Source organism: Pseudomonas sp. GM33 (assembly GCF_000282295.1).
In the GTDB taxonomy this organism is placed as follows: domain Bacteria; phylum Pseudomonadota; class Gammaproteobacteria; order Pseudomonadales; family Pseudomonadaceae; genus Aquipseudomonas; species Aquipseudomonas laurylsulfatiphila.
The window spans coordinates 40633-63784 of sequence record NZ_AKJO01000072.1 but is presented as its reverse complement, the minus strand read 5'-3'; the positions used below and the strand labels follow the sequence as shown (position 1 = coordinate 63784).

Annotated in this window: 18 protein-coding genes; 14 read left to right on the top strand and 4 right to left on the bottom strand. The window is 60.2% G+C overall.

The features are described from left to right. Positions 1 to 557, bottom strand: a 557-nt coding sequence (locus tag PMI26_RS18775; protein ID WP_007973387.1) for a LysE family translocator, incomplete at its 3' end; no start/stop codon positions are given. A 138-nt stretch (positions 558 to 695) separates the two neighbouring features. Here PMI26_RS18775 and PMI26_RS18780 point away from each other — a divergent pair. Next, the gene (locus PMI26_RS18780; RefSeq protein WP_007973385.1) at positions 696 to 1148 is read left to right on the top strand and encodes an Lrp/AsnC family transcriptional regulator; all 453 of its coding nucleotides are present in this window, start codon (positions 696 to 698) and stop codon (positions 1146 to 1148) included. A 373-nt stretch (positions 1149 to 1521) separates the two neighbouring features. Here the strand turns inward: PMI26_RS18780 and PMI26_RS30085 are convergent, their stop codons facing one another. From PMI26_RS30085 to PMI26_RS18790, 3 genes are all read right to left on the bottom strand, one after another. Further along, on the bottom strand, positions 1522 to 1902 hold the full coding sequence (locus tag PMI26_RS30085) for a hypothetical protein (protein ID WP_050549200.1): 381 nt from the start codon (positions 1900 to 1902) through the stop codon (positions 1522 to 1524). Between the two features lie 60 nt (positions 1903 to 1962). Further along, positions 1963 to 3105, bottom strand: a complete 1143-nt coding sequence (locus tag PMI26_RS18785; RefSeq protein ID WP_007973384.1) for an acyl-CoA dehydrogenase family protein — start codon at positions 3103 to 3105, stop codon at positions 1963 to 1965. A 125-nt stretch (positions 3106 to 3230) separates the two neighbouring features. Further along, on the bottom strand, positions 3231 to 4244 hold the full coding sequence (locus PMI26_RS18790) for an AraC family transcriptional regulator (protein WP_007973383.1): 1014 nt from the start codon (positions 4242 to 4244) through the stop codon (positions 3231 to 3233). A gap of 114 nt (positions 4245 to 4358) precedes the next feature. On the opposite strand from PMI26_RS18790, the gene PMI26_RS18795 reads away from it, so the two are divergent. From PMI26_RS18795 to PMI26_RS18855, 13 genes are all read left to right on the top strand, one after another. Continuing rightward, complete coding sequence (locus PMI26_RS18795; RefSeq protein WP_007973381.1) at positions 4359 to 5543, top strand: lipid-transfer protein; 1185 nt, start codon at positions 4359 to 4361, stop codon at positions 5541 to 5543. A gap of 10 nt (positions 5544 to 5553) precedes the next feature. Then, positions 5554 to 5994 (top strand): MaoC family dehydratase N-terminal domain-containing protein, encoded by a 441-nt coding sequence (locus PMI26_RS18800; protein ID WP_007973380.1) that lies wholly within the window; start codon positions 5554 to 5556, stop codon positions 5992 to 5994. A gap of 12 nt (positions 5995 to 6006) precedes the next feature. Continuing rightward, positions 6007 to 6429, top strand: coding sequence for a MaoC family dehydratase (locus PMI26_RS18805; RefSeq protein WP_007973379.1), 423 nt, complete (start codon positions 6007 to 6009; stop codon positions 6427 to 6429). 32 nt (positions 6430 to 6461) lie between these two features. After that, complete coding sequence (locus tag PMI26_RS18810; RefSeq protein ID WP_007973378.1) at positions 6462 to 7295, top strand: SDR family NAD(P)-dependent oxidoreductase; 834 nt, start codon at positions 6462 to 6464, stop codon at positions 7293 to 7295. A gap of 56 nt (positions 7296 to 7351) precedes the next feature. Then, positions 7352 to 8932 (top strand): arylsulfatase, encoded by a 1581-nt coding sequence (locus PMI26_RS18815; RefSeq protein WP_007973377.1) that lies wholly within the window; start codon positions 7352 to 7354, stop codon positions 8930 to 8932. A gap of 227 nt (positions 8933 to 9159) precedes the next feature. Next, on the top strand, positions 9160 to 10593 hold the full coding sequence (locus tag PMI26_RS18820; RefSeq protein WP_007973376.1) for a coniferyl aldehyde dehydrogenase: 1434 nt from the start codon (positions 9160 to 9162) through the stop codon (positions 10591 to 10593). Positions 10594 to 10604: 11 nt separating this feature from the next. Continuing rightward, the gene (locus tag PMI26_RS18825) at positions 10605 to 12221 is read left to right on the top strand and encodes a GMC family oxidoreductase (RefSeq protein WP_007973375.1); all 1617 of its coding nucleotides are present in this window, start codon (positions 10605 to 10607) and stop codon (positions 12219 to 12221) included. Positions 12222 to 12306: 85 nt separating this feature from the next. Next, positions 12307 to 13983 (top strand): class II poly(R)-hydroxyalkanoic acid synthase, encoded by a 1677-nt coding sequence (gene phaC / locus PMI26_RS18830; RefSeq protein WP_007973374.1) that lies wholly within the window; start codon positions 12307 to 12309, stop codon positions 13981 to 13983. Between the two features lie 87 nt (positions 13984 to 14070). Further along, positions 14071 to 14907 carry a poly(3-hydroxyalkanoate) depolymerase gene (gene phaZ, locus PMI26_RS18835; protein ID WP_007973373.1) on the top strand — a complete coding sequence of 279 codons (837 nt, stop codon included), beginning with the start codon at positions 14071 to 14073 and terminating at the stop codon, positions 14905 to 14907. Positions 14908 to 14936: 29 nt separating this feature from the next. Continuing rightward, positions 14937 to 17657, top strand: a complete 2721-nt coding sequence (locus tag PMI26_RS18840; protein WP_007973372.1) for a LuxR C-terminal-related transcriptional regulator — start codon at positions 14937 to 14939, stop codon at positions 17655 to 17657. A 268-nt stretch (positions 17658 to 17925) separates the two neighbouring features. Then, the gene (locus PMI26_RS18845; protein ID WP_007973369.1) at positions 17926 to 19485 is read left to right on the top strand and encodes an acyl-CoA synthetase; all 1560 of its coding nucleotides are present in this window, start codon (positions 17926 to 17928) and stop codon (positions 19483 to 19485) included. Positions 19486 to 19925: 440 nt separating this feature from the next. After that, entirely contained in the window at positions 19926 to 21740 is a 1815-nt protein-coding gene (locus PMI26_RS18850; RefSeq protein WP_238540806.1) for a DUF1302 domain-containing protein, read from the top strand. 13 nt (positions 21741 to 21753) lie between these two features. After that, the gene (locus PMI26_RS18855) at positions 21754 to 23112 is read left to right on the top strand and encodes a DUF1329 domain-containing protein (protein ID WP_007973364.1); all 1359 of its coding nucleotides are present in this window, start codon (positions 21754 to 21756) and stop codon (positions 23110 to 23112) included. Positions 23113 to 23152: the final 40 nt, after the last annotated feature.

Here is a 23152-nt window from a genome sequence, read left to right as displayed (position 1 = left end):
AAGCGGCTGACGAACCGAGCCGCTGCGGGACGTGTATGCAGAACGGCCTGAGAACCGAAGCCGACCAAAAGATAGATCACCCCGCAACTGATCGTGTGGATCAGGCCAAGTGCAATCATCTGTAGCGGCACGGGCCAGGGGGCGGAGGCGTGGGCAAATTGCGGTAGTAATGCCAGGAACAACAGAAACACTTTCGGGTTGAGCCCGCTCACGCACAGCCCCTTGATCGCCCAGCGTGTCCAGGAGTTCGAAACCTGAATATCATCGGCGTGTGGTGTCGAGGGGCGGGCAAGCATGTTGATACCCAGCCAAAGCAGATAGGCCGCTCCGGCAATCGTTAGCACCGTCAAGGCCAAAGGGTGGTTGGCTACCAGCGTGCCGACGCCGGCGGCTACCACCATGGTTGCAATCAGGTGGCCGGTCAGAAGTCCGCCCACGGCAGGTATGACGACCCTCCCTTTCAAACCTGCGGATATGGCGTAGGCCCAGTCTGCGCCCGGGGTTATGACTAATAGAATCGACACCGCCCAGAAAGCAATGAACACACTGAGGTTCATGGGGCCACCCACTTGTTTTGCTGATAACTCATCGTCCTGCTCCGGAAGAAATGGATGCGAGGAAGAATAGTGAAAAGTTGTTAGAATTTATTTTCAAAGATGTTCGGCATTAAACCTGGAAACGGGAGATTCTTCCAAATGGACAGGATTGATCGAAAGATTCTTTCTGAATTGCAAAAGGACGGGCGACTCTCGGTCACCGAGCTGGCCGAGCGCGTCGGATTGAGCCTTTCACCTTGCCATCGGCGAGTGCGAGCGCTGGAGGAGTCGGGTGTTTTGCTAGGCTATAGAGCGCAGTTGGACCCAGGCGCATTGGGCCTCAATTTTTCCGCTATGGTGTTTGCAACGCTCCGCGAGGGCGACAGGCAAGCTGTCGAGGCCTTCGAGACGGCGCTCCTCGGCATTCCCCAAATAGTCGATGCTCAACGACTGTTTGGGGAGCCAGATTACTTGCTTCACGTCATTACCCAGGACTTGCCAGCTTTTCAAAGACTCTACGATGAGAGTCTTTCGACATTGCCCAATGTGCAGCGTTTGACGTCGACACTCGTTATGAAGCGGGTCGTGCAGGATCGACCTCTGCCTCTGTAATGCGAATATTGGCACGAAACCTGTCGCGCACCGCGTGAGCCTATTCATTCAAGGCGGCATGCGATCGAAAGTGATCAAGTGGGGTTCACACTGAGCAATCGCATCAGACCCTCTTGTGAAAATCGCCCGTTCGATAATGTCGCCTTTGGTGTGCCCAATCCGCAGGCTCGCTTCGCTGCCAGCAGTTCGTCACCGATGTCGATAGCAGCCAACTTGGCTTTTTCACGAGCAATGTTCAAACGCTTCTAAGCATCGTCGCGCTCATCCGTTTTCCATGACGGCGGATGATCAGGTTATTCGAAACATGCCTCGCGTTGCGCTCGGCTATCTGTGCGATCAGCTTGCCCAGGGTGTTTGCCGAATCCTCCCGCATTCATCTGGATGCGAAGTTTTTTGCGTCTTGTTCTGCTACACCATCAAGCCCCCCCTTAACATCATCCTTTCGCATGACCAATACATCTGCCGGCCGTTGGCCGGTCAGGTACGCCAGGTCTATCGCGTCTTTCAGCTTTTGAGCTGCCTTCTTGTAAACAGCATTCCAAACCACATCGTTTGCGTAGTAGTCCCTCGTCGACTCCTTGTTCTTGCGTACATCCTGGCTGGGATTTTCCTTGCTCGTCAGTCCCCATTCCCGTGCAATGTCGAAGAGGGGGGAGAGGCTGGAACAACTGCGTCGGTCGGGAATGTTGGCTTTCGCAGCAGGAGGGGGGAGGCAACAACAGTCAATGCCCGCTTCGATGAGCGGGCTTTTCATCCAACAAAACAAGCAGAGGCCAGGGAGGGGAGCGGCCAAGGAAAAAGGCGCAGCCCGGACCTACAGCTGACGAGCGATCAGGTCCTTCATGACTTCATTGGCGCCGCCATAGATCTTTTGTACGCGCGAATCGACAAACATCCGGGCGATAGGGTATTCGTCCATATACCCGTAACCACCGAACAGTTGCAGCAGTTCGTCGGTAACCTTGCACTGCATATCGCTGCACCACAACTTGGCCATGTAGGCAGCCTGAGGATCGAGCTTGCCGTCGAGCAAACGCTGGGTACAGTCGTTGACGAATGTGCGGGCGATGTGGGTGATGGTGGCACACTCGGCCAGCTTGAACTTGGTGTTCTGCAGGTCGAACAGTTTCTGGCCGAACATCCGGCGTTCCTTGGCGTAGTCCGTGGCCAGCTCCAGCGCACGCTCCATGACCGCCACGGCGGGCACAGCCAGCAACATGCGTTCATAGCAAAGTTGGCTCATCAGCTGGATGAACCCGTTGCCCTCGACCGGGCCGAGCAGATTGGCGACCGGTACGCGCACGCTGTCGAAAAACATTTCGCATGTGTCCGAGCCATGCAGGCCGATCTTTTTCAGCTTGTTGACGCTGTAGCCCTTGAGGTTCCCGGTCTCGATCACCACCAGTGAAATACCCTTGGCGCCATCGTCGGAAGTGCGCACGGCGATCACCACCAGGTTGCCGCTGTAGCCGTTGGTGATGAAGGTCTTGGAACCGTCGATCACGTACTCGTCGCCATCACGGCGGGCGCGTGTGCGCAGGGTCTTGAGGTCGGAGCCGCAATCGGGTTCGGTCATGGCGATGGCGGCGAAGAGCTCGCCGCTGGCCAGGCGGGGAATCCATTTTTGCTTTTGCTCTTCGGTGCCGTAGTCGAGGATGTAGTGGGTGGCGATGGAGTGCACCGCAGTACTGGGCGGCATTCCGGCGCGAGCCAGTTCATCCAGGGCGACCAGTTGATAGGACAGCGGCGCGCCGGCACCGCCGTATTCCTCACTGATCTCCGGCAGCAGAAAACCCATCTCGCCAAAGCCCTGCCAGATCTCGCGCGGCACGTAGCCCTGTTCGCGCCAGGCATCGTTGTGCGGTGTCATCTCATTGGCGATGTAGCGACGTACCTGGTCGCGATAGGCCTCGATGTCGCTATCCATCCAGGAATGTTGGTGCAGTTGGGGCAACATAAGCTCGGTCTCCGCAATTTTGGGCTTCGCCACCGATGGCAGCGTGCGAAATGCGAGCCTAGAACGAGGGGCCTTGCGCGCACATAGCCGCTGGCCCCAAAGCTGTTGCACTTGACCTCAATCGGTCAGTTGCCCTTGCGAACCTGGCCCGGGGTCTGCCCGGTCCAGCGCTTGAAGGCGCGCTGGAAGCTGGCGCTGTCGGCGAAGCCAAGTTCCTCGGCCAGCACCGGTGTCGGCAGCTTGCTGGTTTTCAGTCGGTAGATCGCCCAGTCGCGGCGCAGGCTATCGCGGATGTTCTGGAAAGAGGCGCCTTCCTGAGCCAGGTGACGTTGCAATGAGCTGGCCGAGCAGTGCAGGGCGGCACTGGTCTGTTCAAGGTCTGGCCAGCCGCTATGGCGCGCGCGTTCTTCACGCAGATAAACCCGCACCCGATCGCTGACGCGTGCGGGTATGGCGGGCACCAGAAGGTCGAGCAGGGCCTTGGCCAGGTATTCATGCAGATGAGAACTGTCACGGCGCACGGGTGCCTGCAGTGCCTGGGAGTCGAACCAGATAGTCGAGAAGGCTGTGCCGAAGCGCAGTTCCGTAGGGAAGAGCTTGCGGTAGTCGCCAACCGACTCAGGTTGTGTGAATGCCACGTCGATACCGGCGGGGCGCAGGCTCCCGCCTTCCAGCCAGGCCATGACGCGCCAGATCAGTCGCAGAAACAGCACGTGGGCGAAATCGCGGGACTCGACCTGAGTGGTGAGGAAGTGCAGTTCGACCCGTACGTGCCGACCGTCGTCCAGCAGCACCGGGTCAAGGTCGTCTTGCAGGAGCCGCAGGGTGTGGGTGAATTCCCGCAGGGCGCCGAACAGAGTGTCGCCGGTCAGGGCTGAACGCATCATCAGCATGAAGCTGCCGCGGCGCAACTTCCGCGAAAACAGCGCGATGCCTTCGTCATCGAGACCCTTGATGGTCTTGCGCAGCAGGGCAACGTACTGGTCGACGGTGACGTGGTGGTCCAGGTCCTGAGGCTGCTGTGGATCGATCCCTGCGTCGCGTAGAAAGCCCTCGATCTCGTAACCGCGATCACGGGCTGCGGCGAGCAGGGAGGAGACGAAAACGGAGGCGAAGGTAACGGGGGTTGGATTCGACATTGGTGGATTCTGCAAGTCATTTGCGGCGCCATGACATTGGCGGTTTTGCGCACGGCCATCACATTAAGCCCACAAAGTCACACCGTGCCGCAACTTAAATTCAGGAAAGCCGCTATGAGTCGCAATGTCTATGTGATTGGGGTCGGCATGATCCCTTTCGTCAAGCCGGGCGCCAACGCGCCCTATCCGCAAATGGCCGCTGCCGCCTTGCGTGCCGCGATGGTCGATGCCGGCGTGGGTTACGCGCAGGTAGAGCAGGCGTACGTCGGTTACGTCTATGGTGACTCCACTGCAGGCCAGCGCGCGCTATACGAAGTCGGCATGACCGGAATCCCGGTGGTCAACGTCAACAACAACTGCTCCACCGGTTCCAGCGCGCTGTTCCTGGCCAACCAGGCAGTCAGCGGCGGTTCAGCGGAATGTGCCCTGGCGCTGGGTTTTGAGCAAATGAGCCCGGGTGCGCTGGGCACGCTTTTTGGCGACCGCCCCAGCCCCTTCGAGCGCTTCGACCTGGCCACCGATGAGTTGGTCGGGCACGCCGGCGTCCCGCTCGCACTGCGCTACTTCGGTGGCGCTGGCCTGGCGCACATGCAGGAGTTCGGCACCCGCCTGGAAACCTTTGCCAAGATCCGCGCCAAAGCCAGCCGCCATGCCGCCAACAACCCGATGGCGTTGTTCCGTAACGTCGTCAGCGCCGAAGACGTGATGAACTCGCCCGCCGTCTGGCCCGGCGTGCTGACGCGCCTGATGGCTTGCCCGCCGACCTGCGGCGCCGGGGCGGCGATCCTCTGTTCGGAGGACTTCCTGAAACGCCACGGCCTGAAGGGCGCAGTGCGCATTCGTGCGCAATCCATGACCACCGACACGTCCAGGACGTTCGATGCGAGAGACATGCGCGAAGTGGTCGGTTTCAGCATGACCCGCACGGCCGCGCAGAATGTCTACGAGGCGGCCGGTGTCGGTCCGCAAGATATCCAGGTCGTCGAGTTGCACGACTGTTTCGCACAGAACGAGCTGCTCTCCTACGAGTCGCTGGGCCTGTGTCCGATCGGCGGGGCGGAGCGCTTTGTCGAGGACGGCGATAACACTTATGGCGGCAAATTCGTCACCAATCCTTCCGGCGGGTTGCTCTCCAAGGGCCATCCACTGGGCGCCACCGGCCTGGCCCAGTGCACCGAGCTGGTCCAGCAGTTGCGTGGCGAGGCAGGTCCACGTCAGGTAGACGGCGCGCGTCTGGCCCTGCAACACAATCTCGGGTTGGGCGGCGCCTGCGTCGTCACCCTCTACGAAAAAGTCTGAGGGGCGACGGATGATCGACAAGAAGTGGATCGGCCACGAACTGGCCGCCACCACGATGACGCTTGAGCGAGGGCGCCTTTGCGCATTCGCCCGGACCATTGGCGAGACCGATCCGTTGTACACCGATCTCGCTGCCGCCCAAGGAGCAGGCTTGTGCGACGTGCTGGTCCCGCCGACATTCCTGTTCGGTGCCGAGCTGGATGCCGGCACCGTGGACAGCATGCTGGCGGATCTGGAAATCCCGATCGCGAAGATTCTTCACGGTGAACAGAGCTTCACCTATCACAAGCCGGTGTGCGCCGGGGAAACGGTCACCGTGAAGTCGCGGATCGCTGACATTTTCGACAAGAAAAACGGCGCGCTGGAGTTCCTGGTCAAGACCTCGCAAGTCCACAACGACAAAAACGAGCTGGTCGCCGAGTTGCGCACCGTGCTCGTGGTCCGCAACTGAGGAGTCCCGACCATGAGTCATTCACTGCAACACGTGAAGGTCGGTGACGGGCTGCCACCCCTGACGCTGGCGGCGGTCGACCGCACCACGCTGGCGCGGTTCGGTTGCGCCTCGGGCGACCTCAACCCGATTCACATCGACGTGGATTTCGCCCGCAAGGCCGGCATGCCGGACGTGTTTGCCCACGGCATGTTGAGTATGGCCTGGCTGGGTCGCCTGCTGACCCAGTGGGTACCGCAAAGCCGGCTGCGCAGCTTTGGCGTGCGCTTCCAGGGCATCACTCACCTGGGGCACGTCATCACCTGCAAGGGCCAGGTAACCGAGATCGTCGAGGTCAACGGCGAACGTTGCGCCAGGGTCGAGGTGGCCACGGTCAACCAATACGGCCAAGTCAAGATCGTCGGCGACGCATTGATCGCCATCGCCATTGGCTAACCCCTTTTTTCAACCTTTTGCGGAAGAAACAGATGAGCAAGAAACTCGAAGGTAAAGTTGCCCTGATTACCGGTTCCGGTCGTGGCATCGGCCGCGCCATCGCCTTGAAGCTGGCAGCCGATGGTGCCCGCGTGGTGGTCAATGACCTTGACGCCGAGCCGGCTCAGGAAGTGGTCGAGGCCATCAAGGCCATGGGCGGTGAAGCCGTCGCCTGTATCGGCAGCGTTTCGGCGCCCGACTTCGCCGAGCGCTTCGTCGGCACCGCGGTCGAGCATTACAAGGGGCTGGACATCATCGTCAACAACGCGGGCTACACCTGGGACAGCGTGATCCAGAAGATGACTGACGAGCAGTGGTACGCCATGCTCGATGTGCACCTTACCGCGCCATTTCGCATCCTGCGCGCGGCGCAGCCGGTCATCCGCAACCTGGTCAAGGCTGAACAGGACGCCGGCCTGCGTAACATTCGCAAAGTGGTGAACATTTCCTCTGTTGCCGGGCTGTTCGGTAATGCCGGTCAGGCCAACTATTCCACCGCCAAGGCCGGTATCACCGGCATGACCATGACGCTGGCCAAGGAGTGGGGGCGCCTGAACACCACCGTCAACTGCGTGGCCTACGGCTTTATCAAGACTCGTCTGACCGAAGCCACTGCCGACGGTAACGCCACCGCCGAGATCGAAGGTCGCGAGATCAAGGTCGGTATCAACCCTGACCTGATGACCATGCTAGAGCGCAGCATTCCGTTGGGGCGTGCCGGCACCCCGCAAGAAGCTGCCGGCTCGGTGTACATGTTCTGCATCCCCGAGTCCGACTATGTCAGTGGCCAGACGTTGATCTGTAGCGGCGGTCTGACCGGAATTTAAGCGCCACCGCTGTCCGGACAATCCGAAGCATTCAGTCAAAACAACAAGGACAAATCATGAAAGACAAGCGCGCGTGGTTGTCGCGGATGGCCCTGGTGGGCGTCTCGTTGATAGGCCTTTCGGCGACAGCCGGGGCAGCGGATAAACCCAACATTCTGGTGATCTTCGGCGACGATATCGGCCAGACCAACATCAGTGCCTATAGCCATGGCGTGGTCGGCTACAAGACACCGAACATCGATCGCATTGCCAACGAAGGCATGATGTTCACCGACTACTACGCGGAGAACAGTTGCACCGCAGGACGCTCTTCGTTCATCACCGGCCAGACGCCGTTGCGTACGGGCCTGACCAAAGTCGGAATGCCCGGTGCGCCAGTCGGCCTGCAGGCGCGCGACATTACCATTGCTCAGGCACTCAAGGCTCGGGGCTATTCGACCGGTCAGTTCGGCAAGAACCACCTGGGCGATCGCGATGAATTCCTGCCGAGCAATCACGGTTTTGACGAGTTCTTCGGCAACCTGTACCACCTCAACGCCGAAGAAGAACCCGAGCGTGCCAATTGGCCTAAAGATGATCCGGACTTTGTCAAGGCAGCGACACCGCGTGGGGTCATCCATTCCTATGCCGATGGCAAGATTGAAGACACCGGCGCATTGACCGCCAAGCGCATGGAAACCATCGACGACGAAACCACCGCCGCTGCTCAAGCGTTCATGGAGAGACAAGTCAAGGCAGACAAACCGTTTTTCGTGTGGATGAACACCACCCGCATGCACCTGTTTACCCATGTGCGCGACTCGATGAAAGGCCAGAGTGGCATGCCCGGCAACGAGTACGCGGACGGCATGATCGAGCACGATGGTGACGTCGGCAAACTGCTGAAAACCCTCGACGACCTGAAGATCGCCGACAACACCATTGTCGTCTACACCACCGACAATGGTCCGAATCAGTTTTCCTGGCCGGACGCGGCAACCACACCGTTCCGCAACGAAAAAAACTCCAACTGGGAAGGCGGGTTCCGTGTGCCGGCGATGGTTCGTTGGCCGGGCAAGATCAAGGCGGGTGAAGTGTCCACTGAAATGTTCTCCGGTCTCGACTGGTTCCCGACCTTGCTGGCGGTAGCGGGTGATACCGACGTCAAGGAGCGCCTGCTCAAGGGGGCGAATTTTGCGGGCAAGAACTTCAAGGTGCACCTGGACGGCTACAACCAGCTCGACTATTTGACCGGCAAGGCCAAGAGCGGTGCGCGCAAGGAGTTCTACTACTTCAACGACGACGGCGTGCTGGTCGCGTCGCGTTTCGGTGACTGGAAGGCGGTGTTCTGCGAGCAACGCAAGCCAGGAGGTTTCGAGGTCTGGAGCGAACCTTTCGTCTGTCTGCGGGCGCCGAAGATCTTCAACTTGCGCATGGACCCTTATGAAAGGGCGGACGTTGTTTCCAATCAGTACTACGACTGGATAATCAAGAACGCTTACCTGCTTGGTGTGGCCACGATGAAAGCCGCGAAGTTCCTGCAAACTTTCGTCGAGTACCCGCCCAGCCAGAAACCGGCCAGCTTCAGTATCGACCAGGTACGCAAGCGGGTGGATGCGCAGATCGAAGAGAACGCGCGGCAGCAGAAGCAGCAGTAACCCATCAATGCCACCTCCGGGTGGCATTTTTATTGGCGCGACGAAGATTTCACCCGAGTGTCGTGCCAGGCAAGGCGGCCAGCAACTGAGGTCAAGTGCAATAGCTTTGATGTCTTCGGCTATTTGAAGTCCACAGTGACGGCCATACCCTCTGTTCACGCAGCGATACCTGCATGGTTGAACGCGACAGTGGGTGTTGGTGGTCTTCAGTTCAGAGGAATCAAGGCATGATCCAGGAAATGGCGGTTCAGCGAGTGGCCCGCGTGTTCAATACCCAGCGTGAGGCTTTCCGTGCTCAACCTCATTCCTCGCTGGCTGAGCGCCAGGCCAATCTGATCGCACTGCGCACCCAGCTTCGGCGTTACCAGGACGCCATTGTCGCGGCGATGAGCGCCGATTTTGGCCATCGCTCCGCCGTCGACACCAAGTTCCTGGACCTGATGGGTTGCATCTTGCACATCAATCACACCCTCAAGCATCTGGGGAGCTGGATGAAGCCAAGCCGACGCCCCACAGAGCTGCTGTTCAAGGGCAATCAGTTGTGGGTGGAGTATCAGGCGAAAGGCGTGGTGGGGGTCATATCGGCATGGAATTTTCCGGTTTACATCGCCATTGCGGGTCTGGTCAGTGCGCTCGCCGCAGGCAACCGGGTGATGCTCAAGATGTCCGAGTTCAACCCGCACACCAACGAGGTCCTCAAGCGTCTGCTGGCAGAGGTGTTCGACGACTCGCAAGTGGCCCTGGTCGGTGGTGAGCTTGAAGACCCGGGCTTTTTCTCTTCGCTGCCATTCGACCACATCATCTTCACCGGGTCCCCCGGGGTCGGGCGTCTGGTCATGCGTGCCGCCGCAGCCAACCTGACGCCGGTGACACTGGAGTTGGGTGGCAAGTCGCCTGCGGTGGTGCTGGCTGACTACAACCTGAGCGATGCCGCGCGACGTATCGTTCACGGCAAGGGCACCAATGGCGGGCAGATCTGCATCGCACCGGACTACGCCCTGGTTCCCCAGGACGATATCGAGCGCTTCGTCGGCGAAGTCCGCGGTCAGTTTCAGGCGCTGTACGGCGCGCAGCCGGCCGCTAACGATGACTACAGTTCGATCATCGATGATCGTCAGTTTCAGCGTCTCCAGGGCCTGCTTGAAGATGCGCGGGCCAAGGGCGCCCGGATCATTGTCTGTGGCGAGGTTGCCCCGGGGCGCAGGATGCCGTTGCACATCCTGACGGGTGTGACGCCGGAAATGCGGGTGATGCAGGAAGAGATTTTCGGCCCGCTGCTGCCGGTATTGGGTTATGACAGCCTCACCGGTGTGGTGGCCCACATCAACAGCGGACAACGTCCCCTGGCGCTGTACATTTTTTCAACTGACACGACGAGCATCGATCGATTGCTCAAACGGACCCATTCCGGCGGCGTGACCATCAACGATTGGGGCTGGCACGCTTTCAACCACGGTGCTCCTTTCGGTGGCACGGGTAATTCCGGTATGGGCAACTATCACGCAGAAGAAGGGTTTCGCGAGCTCAGTCACGCGCGCACCGTGTTCAAGAGGCGTACCTGGTTTCCCACCCATCTCTTCCATCCACCCTTTGGCGGCCGGCTGCAGAGCCTGGCGCTGGCGTTTTACCTGGGCAAGCCGGATGCGGATGTGAAGTCTTGAGGAAGATTGATATGAGTCAGAATGTGTTCGATTACGTGGTGGTGGGTGGCGGCTCGGGTGGCTGTCCGGTGGCGGCGCGCCTCAGTGAAGATCCTCAGGTCAGTGTTTGCCTGCTCGAGGCCGGTGGCAGTGACAAGAAAGTGTTGATTCAGGCACCACCGGGCGTAGTGGTGATGATGCGCGAAGGCTTCCATAACTGGTCCTACGAAACCGTGCCCCAGCCGGGGCTCAACGGGCGCAAGGGTTACCAGCCGCGTGGCAAGGCGTTGGGCGGGTCCAGTTCGATCAACGGCATGGTCTACGTCCGCGGCCATCGCTGGGACTATGACCATTGGGAGAACCTCGGCAACCCCGGCTGGAGTTATGAGGAGGTTCTTCCGTACTTCAAGAAGTCGGAACACAACGAGCGCTTTGGCGAGACCGAGTTCCATGGCGCTGGCGGCCCGCTGAATGTCGCTGAACTGAAGTCGCCGAGCCCGCTGTGCGAAGTCTTCATGAACGCCGCCGAGGAGCAGGGCATCGAGCGTACTGACGACTACAACGGTCGCCAGCAGGACGGTTGTTTCCGCTACCAGGTGACCCAGAAGGACGGAGAACGCTGCAGCGCGGCCAAGGGCTACCTGTGGCCGATCCTTGATCGGAAAAATCTTCAGCTTTACCTCAACGCTCCGTTCCACAGCCTGATCTTCGAGGGCAAGCGCTGCGTGGGTGTGCGTTACCACAACGGCAAGGATGTGCAGGAAGTGCGTGCCCGCCGTGAAGTGATTCTCGCCGCTGGCGCCTTTGGTACTCCACAGGCCTTGATGCTGTCGGGCATCGGGCCGGCCGAGGAGTTGACGCGGCTGGGTATCCCGGTGCTGGTGGACCTGCCAGGCGTAGGCCAGAACCTGCAGGATCATATCGACTACACGGTGCCGTACAAGGTCAGTCATCCGGAGGGTTGCCTGGGCCTCACCGTGGGTTCCAGCGTCAAGCTGGCGGCGGCTGCCGTGGAGTGGGCGAGCAAGCGCAGCGGCATGCTGACCACCAATTTCGCCGAGGCCGGCGCCTTCCTGCGTTCCGATCCGGCGCTGGACAAACCGGACCTGCAGATGGTCTTCGTCACCGCCGTGGTCGACGACCATGGTCGTCACTTGCATTGGGGTTATGGCTACAGCTGCCATATCGAGGTACTGCGCCCGAAAAGCACAGGCACCGTGACCCTGCGCAGCCGCAATCCGCTCGACGCGCCGGTCATCGATCCACGCTTTTTCGATCGACGGGAAGACATCGAGTTGCTGATACAGGCGGCGAAGACCCAGGCCCGGATCCTCGAGTCCACCCATTTCGCCCGTTTCGGGCCGCAACTGATCTATCCCGTCGACTGGAATGACGACCGGCAGATCGAGCAGGACATACGCCGTCGCGCGGATACCCAGTATCACCCGGTAGGCAGCTGCAAGATGGGCCCTGACAGTGACCCGCTGGCCGTGGTCGATGCGCGTCTGCGAGTGCGCGGTGTCGAAGGCCTGCGGATTGCCGACGCCTCGATCATGCCGACCATTCCCGGGGGCAATACCAACGCGCCGACCATCATGATCGGTGAAAAGGCTGCCGCCATGCTCAAGGAAGACGCGCGTCCCCTGTGAGCCTGTCTGTGATTCGAGTTACTTCCACGAAGCGATCAAGGCCCCGATCCACCAAGGGGCCTAGTGTCAAGCATGGGGTGTCACAATGGACAAAAATGATAAAGAGCTCTCCCTGCAAGCCGCCAAGCACACGCTTAGCCTGAATCCAGCATTCGGCCCTCGCGGGCGCGACATACTCAGCAGCGCTCGCATGGTCCTGCAACAAGTGTTGAAGCAACCCGTGCACAGCGCCCGACACATGGCGGCGTTCGGCATGGAACTGAAAAACATCCTGCTCGACCGTTCGGATCTCAAGCCGGCGGCGGGGGACAAGCGTTTCGATGAGCCAGCCTGGCAGGGCAACCCGCTGTATCGTCGCTATATGCGAGCCTATCTGGCCTGGTGCCGGGAAATGAACGACTGGATCAGTAGCAGCAACCTCAGCGATCAGGATGCCAGCCGTGGCCAGTTCGTCATCAACCTGCTGGCCGAGGCGATGGCGCCGACCAACACCCTGGCCAACCCTGCGGCCCTCAAGCGTTTCTTCGAAACCGGTGGCAAGAGCATTCTGGATGGATTCGCGCACTTGACCCGCGATCTGATTGAAAACGGTGGCATGCCCAGCCAGGTGGACAAGACGGCTTTCGAGGTGGGCGGCAATCTGGGTACGACGCCTGGCGCGGTGGTGTTTCGAAACGAGGTGCTGGAGCTGATTCAGTACAAACCTCGAAGCGAGCAGGTGCTGGAGCGCCCGTTACTGGTGGTGCCGCCCCAGATCAACAAGTTCTACCTGTTTGATTTGGCGCCGCAGAAGAGCCTGATTGGTTTTCTTCTCGACAGTGGCATCCAGACCTTTGCCGTCAGTTGGCGCAATCCGGGCAAGGCGCAGCGCGAGTGGGGCTTGTCCACCTATGTCGAAGCCCTGAAAGAGGCGGTCGACGCAGTGCTGGCGATTACCGGCAGCACTGATTTGAACACCTTTGGCGCGTGCTCCGGAGGCAGCACCATGTCATCGCTTTTGGGCCACTACGCGGCACTGGGCGAGAGCAAGGTGAATGCCTTCACCCTGGTGGTCAGCATGCTCGATATTCGCCCCGACACCCAGGTCTCGCTGTTCGCTGATGAGAAAACCCTGGAGGCGGCCAAGCGCCGTTCTTATCAAGCGGGTGTGCTGGAAGGTCGTGAGCTGGCAAAAGTCTTCGCCTGGATGCGCCCCAATGACCTGATCTGGAGCTACTGGATCAACAACTACCTGCTCGGTAACGAGCCGCCTGCATTCGATGTCCTCTACTGGAACAACGACACCACCAACCTGCCGGCCGCGCTGCACGGCGAATTCATCGAGATGTACCAGACCAACCCGTTGGCCCGTGCTGGCGCCCTGGAGGTCTGCGGCACTCCAATAGATCTCAAGCAGGTCACCAGCGATTTCTATTGCATGGCGGGCCTGACCGACCACATCACCCCATGGGATGCGTGCTACCGCTCGATGCACCTGTTCGGCGGCCAGGGTGAGTTCGTGGTGTCCAACAGCGGGCATATCCAGAGCATCCTCAACCCGCCGGGTAACCCCAAGGCCCGCTTCATGACCGGCAGCAGCCTGCCGGTTGATGCCCAGGATTGGCTGGAAGGTTCCAGTAAAGAGACCGGCTCCTGGTGGACTCACTGGCTGGCCTGGTTGCAAGCACGCTCCGGTCAGAGCAGGAAGGCCCCCGTCAAGCTTGGCAACAAGGCTTACGTCGCGGCTGAAGCGGCTCCTGGCACCTACGTGCACGTGCGCTGACTCGCTGTAGCCGGACGGGCGCTTGCGTCCCGTCCTGTCCACGTTCCAGATCCCTTGGCCCGGCGCCGCAGAAGGAACCTCCGTAACATGTCACAGCCCTTTGTCTATCGCACCATCGAACTGGATGGCGGGCATCTGCGCGTTGCCATTCGTCCAGGCAAGGCCGATCTGCCGCCGTTGCTAGTCTTCAATGGCATTGGCGCCAACCTGGAGCTTTTGTTTCCATTCGTCCGGGCGCTTGATCCGGACATGGAAGTGATCGCCTTCGACGTGCCCGGCGTCGGCGGCTCCTCCCTGCCGAGCTTGCCTTACCGGTTTTCTGACCTGGCGAAACGGGTTTCGCGCATGCTCGATTATCTGGACGTTGGCCAGGTCAACGTGATCGGCGTGTCCTGGGGCGGAGCGCTGGCACAACAGTTCGCCCACGATTTTCCGCAGCGTTGCAAGAAACTGATCCTGGCCGCCACGTGTGCGGGCATGGCCATGCTGCCAGCCAAACCCAAAGTGCTGTGGAGGATGGCCACTCCGCGCCGTTACATTCAGCCGTCCTACGGCGCGCGGATCGCGCCGGACATCTATGGCGGTGCTTTTCGCCATGACCCGGCACTGGCACAAGCGTTCGCCAGCAAGGTGCGTTCCGGCGGCAGGCGCGGTTACTACCTGCAACTGTTGGCGGGCCTGGGCTGGACCAGCATTCACTGGCTGCATCGGATCCATCAGCCGACCCTGATTCTGGCCGGCGATGACGACCCGATCATTCCGCTGCCCAACATGCGCCTGTTGGCCAGGCGCATTCCCAATTCGCAGTTGCATGTGATCGGCGATGGCCATCTGTTCCTGGTGGCCCGGGCGCAAACCGTTGCACCGATCATCTCGTCCTTCCTCGCGCAGGAACTCCAGCGAGCTAGAATTCATCAAGCGTGACATGAGCAGTTCATTGGTTCGCTAGCCTTATGAAATCCTCCAACACGATACTCATCCGCACCAAATGGTCGCCGCCCCGAATCGATCCCCGGTCGCTGCCGCGTGAGCGTCTGCTGGAACTGATCGAGGCAGGGCGCGAGCGCAAGTTGACCTTGATCCTGGGGCCTGCGGGCAGTGGCAAGAGCACACTGGCGGCGCAATGGCGCCAGCGCTTGATCGGTGCGGGGCTGGACGTCGCCTGGTTCAACCTGGGGGCCGACGACGAGACGCTCTGGGCGGCGTATCTGGTCGCCAGCCTGGGGGCCGCGGGCCTGGCTGTCGGCGACGACATCATTGGCCTGAGCGAGCGCACTGACCAGCGTTCGCTGGAGGTGTTGCTGTCGCTGCTGGTCAACGCGCTCTACGAGCATCCTCGATCGATTTATCTATTCCTCGAAGACCTGCATTTCCTCACTGCGCAGCCGGCATTGGCGATGATCCAGCGCCTGATCGATCTGGCGCCGGACAACTTCCATCTGGTGATCACCACACGCCAGCGTCCGGCGCTCAATCTGTTGGCGATCGGCATCAAGGGGCAGTTGACCCAGATTGATTTTGCCGACTTGCGCCTGACGGCCGAGGAACAGTTCAGTCTGCTTGAGCTCAACGGTCTAGAAAACCTGTCCGGCGAGCAGCAACAACGTCTTTATGAGCTGACGGACGGTTGGGCCGCGGGCCTGCAGATCGGTGTCCTGTCACTTCGCCACAGCGGTAATTTTGAACAGAGCCTGCGAGCCTGTGGCGGCATGGTCATGGCGATCGATGAATCAGGTCTCGATGCCTACCTGGATGACTGCATCAGTCGTGTGCTTTCTGCCGGGCAAATCGCTGCCATGGTCCAGGTTTCGACCTGTCGACGATTCAATCGCGAGCTGTGCGTCGCATTGACGGGCAGCCCGGAAAACGCGGCGGTGCTTGACATATTGCTCGAGCAGAATCTGTTCCTGTTGCCGATCGACCTTGAGGGTCGCCTGCAGTGGTTCCGTTTCCACCAGATGTTTTCCGGGTATCTGCAACGGCGCCGCAATGAGCTGCCGGTTGTGGAGGTGATTCGGGTCAATCATGCCGCCAGCCAATGGTTTGCCGACCACGGTTTGTACGTCGAGGCGATTCGTCATGCTCAGGCAGCCCGGGATCTTGAGGGCAGCGTGCAGTTGCTGGCACGGGCGGCGAGGTCGTTGATCGGTGACGCGCATTTTGCACAACTGCTGCAGTTGGCCGACGAGTTGCCGCGTGAAGCCTGGTCCAAGCAGATTGACCTGCTCCTGGCGGTTGCCTGGGCAGAACTCACCTGCAATCGCATGGAGAGATTCGAGCTCACACTCGCCTCGATCGAAGCTCACCCGGAAGTCAGCCGGCCGGAAATAGACACTGAGTTGCAATTGCTGAGGGCTATGTACCTGCTCAGGAGGGACGATACGACAGCTGTACTGGCGCTGCTCGAGCCCTTGATGGCGCAGCCGCCCAGCCAGCGCAACTTTCACCTGCTGATGCTCTATACCCTTGGTGGCGTGGCATTGCTCAAGGCGGGTCGAACAGTGTTTGTACGGGATCTGGTCTACAGCACGCGGGGTCTGCTCCGGCGCGCGCAAGGCCCTCGGGCCCGACCGTTTTTCGATGCGCTGTGTGGCCTCAGTTTTTTTGTCCAGGGCGATATGAACCAGGCCCGGCGCGATCTCGAAGGTGTCCTGGTGCAAGTGACGCGCAACGAGTCACTGGCGCAGGATGTCGCCATCTTCATCAAGTCTACCCTGGCCTTGACCTGCTATCACTTGAACAGCCTGGAAGCCGCCGAGGACTACGTTGAAGGCTGCTTCGGGGTCGCCGAGGTCCTGGGGACCTCTGACTGCATTTTGTATACCTACCTTGCCCAGGCGCATTTGCAGTGTGCTGCGGGCAGGCTGGAGGCGGCCCACGCCACCCTCGATCGATTGGGCGAGATCGCCGAAAGCATTGGCCTTGATCGCCTGCAGGCGTGGCGTTTTGCCGAGCAGATACGTATTGCCTGCCATCAGCATGATCTGGCCCGCGCGCGCGAGCTGTTTCGCAGACTGCGCGCGCTGGCCATGCCTTACCTGGACAAGCGCGGTTGTGCCTGGGCGGAGATCCCCCTGGCCTGCGCAATGGCACACACGGCCTTGGCCCTGGCCGAAGGCGACTATCGATGCGCGATCGAGGTAGGGGAAAGCTGGGCACTGGTCTGTCAGGAGTGGGGGCAGTTACAACCAGCTACCGTGCTGCGAATCCGTGTCGCTATTGCCAGGACAGCGCTCCATGAACCACAAGAGGCCCAGCGCCACATGTCCACGGCACTGCGCAATGCCTGCGAATACGGGATGTTCCGGGTGTTTCTTGATGAAGGAACGGTGGGGCTGCGCCTGCTGCAATCGCTTAGTGTCGATGCACTGACAGCGCTGGAGCGTGACTACATTCAACACTGTCTGATGCACGGCGCCGATTCGCAGAGCCTCTCGAGCGGGACAGGTGAGGGTGGTCGGGCACCTGCGCCCGGCAGCGATATCCTCTCGCCCCGTGAGCTTGAAGTGGTCGAACATCTGGCCCGTGGGCTGTCAACCAAGAGCATCGCCAAGGCCCTCGATCTTTCGCCTGGAACCATCAAGTGGCACCTGAAGAATATCTTCGGCAAGTTGGGTGCCTTTTCTCGCGAGGATGCAGTGAGCAAGGCGCGGCAAGTCGGGTTGCTTAACTAACGCAGTATCGCCTTGGCATCCTCGCAAAAGTCCAGGTATTGAACCGTTGAACCGCGCCACCACCCCTCCCTAGATGGGAGGGTTGCCAGTTTTCACCTTGGGGTAGGGTGCCGGGTAACGGTGGTGAAACCGTGCATGCAGGGTTCATGTGAGCGCTGATGGCTCCAGACCTGCAATGCTCCTGCCCCCAAGCGGTGAGCGCCCGGCATTGCCGTCTCCTGCCGTCAAGGCACGGACAATAACAATAGCTGCAACTTCAGGAGAGACCATGTACTTCACTCAGCCCTTGCACCGTAATCTACAGTGCGCGCCCGAGCGATTAATGACGATCTACGGCGATCGCAGTCGCACTCTGCGCCAGTTTGTCGAGCGTGTTGCGAGACTGGCCGGGGCGTTGCGTGAGCTTGGCGTACAGAGCGGCGATTGCGTCGCCATGCTGGGTTTGAACTCTGATCGTTACCTCGAATATTGCTTCGCCGTACCCTGGGCCGATGCCGTTCTCAATCTTTGCAACACACGCTGGAGTGCGGAGGAGAACGCGTATGCGCTGACCGATTCGCAAACCTCGGTACTGTTGGTTGACGAGACCTTCAAGGACATCGGTCTGCGGTTATCCAGGCAGGTTCCTTCGTTGCGTCATGTCATCTACGTCGGTGACGGCACCACGCCGGATGGGATGCTGGATTACGAAACGCTGATTGCCCGGGCCTCGCCCATGGAGGATGCCCGACGTGGCGGCGATTCACTCCTTGGTGTGTTCTATACCGGCGGCACCACGGGTTTCCCCAAGGGCGTGATGATCAGTCATACGGCCTTCTGGAGCAGCCAGATTGCGCTGGATGTCGAGGGCCTGGTACCGCCTGATTCGGTCATGCTGCGCGCAGCACCGATGTTCCATCTGGCGGACATGTCCACCGGTTATGTCGGTGTGCTCGAAGGCGCGACTCACGTCATACTGCCGGCGTTCCAGCCGGCCGAAGCGATGGCGGCGATTCAGCGTCACGGCATTCAGGTGGCCATGCTGGTGCCGACCATGATTCAGTTGTTGATCAATCATCCCGAGGTGGACGATTACGACCTGTCCTCGTTGCAGCACCTGGTGTATGGCGCTTCGCCCATTCAGGAGCAGACGCTGTGGAGCCTGCAGGCCATGCTGCCGCAACTGCAGCTGTTCCAGGCTTATGGCCAGACGGAGATGTCGCCCATCGTTTCTCTGCTCGGCCCGGCTCAGCACACCGCGGAGGCCGCTGCTGCCGGCATGTTGCGCTCCTGTGGTCGTGCCACCCGGGCGGTGGAAGTCAAGATCGTCGACGACGATGGCCGTGAGGTGCCACGTGGCAGCATCGGTGAAATCGTCGTTCGGGGCCCGAATGCAATGAGCGGGTACCTGAATAAACCCGAGCAAACCCTGTCGGCTCTGCCTGGCGATGGCTGGTTGCGTACGGGGGACGGGGCCAGGATGGACGAAAATGGCTACATCTTCATTGTCGACCGCCTCAAGGACATGATCGTCACCGGTGGCGAAAACGTGTTCTCGGCGGAGGTCGAGAATGCCTTGTGCAGCCACCCGGATATCGCCATGTGCGCGGTGATCGGGATCCCTAGCGAGCAATGGGGCGAGGCGGTGCATGCCGTGGTGGTACTCAAGCCTGGCACCGAACCGAATGGCGAAGAATTGATCGCCCATTGCAAGCGTCAAATCGCCGGCTACAAGGCGCCGAAAAGCGTGGAGTTCCGTGCTGCGTTACCACTCTCGGGCGCTGGCAAGGTGCTCAAGAGTGAACTGCGTGAACCGTTCTGGCAGGGCAGTTCGCGGCGTGTTGGTTGAGCGACCCATCTCCGGGCGCAATCGACCATGGATGACTTGAGCCGGCAACTGCCAAGTCATCGATGAACTCTTGTGGACAGCCTTTGCGACCCGGCTGTTTCTCCCTTCCTGCTTGATTCGCTCCGGCTGTTGTGCGCAACAGCTGGCAGCGGCGTGCGCCTGCATTTCCCATTCGCCAGTGCTGTGTGACTCCCTTTCCTGCCTCCCTCCCAACCCCCTCCCATCTCGGGAGGGTTAAGCGCTGCGCAGTCAATGTTTACTTGTCCGGCCAGTCTCTGGCGGCCGGGTGGTTGGGGAGGGAGGTTTTTTCACAGGGAAATCCAGGAGCCAAAGAGTGGTGGGTTGAACCGTAGCGTCGGGATTATTTAGGAATGTGAACAATGATAAGAATAAGTTCGCCACAAACAGGCTTTGTCCGGCATCAGCTTGGTCAGGCAGTCGTGCTTGGAATTCTCGGAGTGGGCGCCGGCAATGCCCAGGCATTCAATTTTGATACCGAGAGCGGTTGGTCGGGGAGCCTCGACACCACACTTTCCGTTGGCAGCAGCTGGCGCGCCGAAGGGCGTGATAACGAGTTGTACAGTCGACTCGACGGACAGGTGATCGGCAAGACCGACGGCCTGGGCGGTTCCAATACCGATGGCGGCAACCTCAACTACGATCGCGGCGACCGGTTTTCTACCATCGGCAAGTTCCTCACCGAACTGAACCTGCACAACGGCGACATGGGCGGCATGCTGCGCGTGAAGGGCTGGTACGACCAGGCGCTGGAAGACGAAGACGTGCACTTTGGCAACCAGGCCAACGGTTACCAGAAAAAGCCATTGTCCGATAACGGCTTTGACGACCTGCAAAGGAACAAAGGCGTTTACCTGCTCGACGCCTATGTCTACGACACCTACCACCTGGACGATCACCCGCTGCAGGTGCGCCTGGGTCGTCAGGTGCTGAACTGGGGCGAGAGCATCTTTGTTCAGGGGCTCAACCAGATCAACCCGATCGACGTTCCTTCACTGCGCCGTCCGGGCACCGAGATCAAGGAAGCGTTGCTGCCGGTGTGGATGATTTCCGGCAGCTTCGGTTTGAGTGACGGGCTGTCGCTGGATGCGTTCTACCAGTTCAAGTGGGAGCCTACTGCCGTTGAGGGCTGTGGCAACTACTGGTCGACCACCGAAACCATCATTTCGACTCATCCGGGTGGTTGCACCATGGCCACGTCGCTGCCTAACGTCAGCAACCCGGTCGGCTTTCGCAATGGCATGAACGTCCCGCTGAGCACTGGCGATGAAGCCCGGGATTCGGGGCAATGGGGTGTGGCGCTGCACTATCTGGTCGAATCGATCGACACCGAGCTCGGTGCCTACGCCATGACCATCCACTCGCGTACGCCGATCATTTCCGCCCAAAGCGGCGATTGGGGCCGGATTCCCGCCGGGGCGCGCGCACCCTTCCTCAACCCGGTGCAGGTCCATGAAAATCTGCCGTTCGGTGCGACCTCGACGACTGCCTTCTGGGAATATCCCGAAGACATCCACCTGTATGGCCTGAGCGCCGCCACCACGTTGGCCAGTTGGTCGGTCGGTGCGGAACTGAGCTACTCGCCAAACACGCCGGTACAACGTAACGGCAACGACCTGCTTGCCGCCGCTGCCCAAGGGGTGGGGCCGCAAGGTGCGGGCGCGCGAGCCGCTGGCCCGAATGCCTATATCACCGGGTATGACCGCTTCGATAAAACCCAGCTGCAGATCAACGGCATCAACCTGTTCCCCAACGTTCTGGGCGCCTCGAGCCTGCAGGTGGCCGGCGAAGTTGCCTTCCAGTGGAACGACATCCCTCAGGGTGACAGCGACATACGTTACGGTCGCGGTTTCATCTTTGGCCCGGGTTCGGCTCCCAGCTATGGCGGGAACCTCTGCGGCACTGCGACCAACCCGCAACCCGACGGCTGCAAGAACGACGGTTACATCACCGACTTCGCCTGGGGCTACAGATTGCGAGGGCAACTGGAGTACCCGGACCTGTTGGGCGTAGGCGTCAGCACTTACCCGAGTTTGTTTCTGGGGCAGGACGTGGAAGGGGTTTCGATGGACGGCCAGTTCAACGAAGGCCGGTTTACCGTCGGTGCCGGCGTTCGTTTCGACTACCTGAAGGCCCACAGCCTGGAGTTCAACTATGTGACGTACAACAACGACGCCAAGTACGACCCGTTGCGTGACCGGGACTACTACTCGATGAATTACAGCTACAAGTTCTGATGAGGAACAAGGCATGAAAACAATAAAGACTTGCCACACCCCGCGTGCCCTGGCTATTGCCATCGCACTGTTGCTTGGCGGGAACGACGCTTTCGCCAAATTGACCGATGCAGAGGCTGCTCGCCTTGGTAGCGACCTCACTCCGGTTGGCGCCGAGAAGGCCGGCAATGCCGATGGCAGCATTCCAGCCTGGCAGGGCGGCCTGACGGCTCCTCCGGCAGGCTGGAGTCCGGAGAAGGGCTACGTTGATCCGTTCCCGCAAGACAAGCCGCAGATGGTGATCACCGCGGCCAACGCCGATCAATACAAAGACAAGCTGTCGCCCGGCACCCTGGCTTTGTTGAAGAAGTATGACAACTTCAAGATGCCGATCTACCAGACCCGGCGCACCGCCGCACTGCCGGCTGAAGTCACCGCCAAGGCCAAGACTCAGTCCACTCAGGTCGAGTTGCAGGGTTTCGGTCTGAGCAACCTCAATGGCTCGAACATACCGTTCCCGATCCCGAAGAATGGTCAGGAAGCAATCTGGAACCACTTGGTTCGCTACTTGGGCGGTGGCTTCGAGCGGACCTATCACTGGTTCCCGGTACGTAGCAGCGGCGAGTTCTACAAGGTTGGTTTCCGCGAGAACCGCGTGTTCGACCAGAACATGGATCGCAGTATGGACAACCACCTGTTTTCCTTCCTGGGCTACTTCCTCGAACCGGCCACGTTGCAGGGCACGGTCTACCTGGTGCGTGAACCGGTGGACCAGGTCAAGGAAGCGCGCTCGGCCTGGATCTACAACGCCGGTGCCCGTCGTGTGCGCCGCGCGCCGGATCTGGCGTATGACAACGTCAGCGATGGCACCGAGAGCATGCGGGTGACCGACCAGTACGACGGCTATAACGGCGCGCCCGACCGCTATGACTGGAAACTGGTCGGAAAGCAGGAAATCTATGTTCCGTACAACGACTACAAGTTGTCCGATAAGTCGCTGAAATACGAAAACATCCTGCAAAAAGGCACCGTCAATGCCGACCTGATGCGCTACGAACTCCACCGTACCTGGGTCGTCGAGGGCACGCTCAAGGCCGGGCAGAAGCATATCTACGGCAAGCGCGTGATGTATCTCGACGAGGACAGCTGGACCGTGTTGCTCGAAGACGCCTACGACACTCGCGGCCAGCTATGGCGCATTGGCGTGCACCCGATGATCCAGTTCTATGACGTCGGTGTGCCGTGGTACCGCGCCAACATCTTCCATGACCTGAGCAACGGCAACTACATGGTCTCGGGCATGGACAATGAGGTCAAGCAACCCTGGAAGTTCGGCGTCAAGGGGCGTCAGGCCGACTTCCAGCCCGATGCTCTGCGTCGCGCTGGTCACTAAGCCCTCAGGCAGTCTCAAGGCGACCCGATTGCGGGTCGTC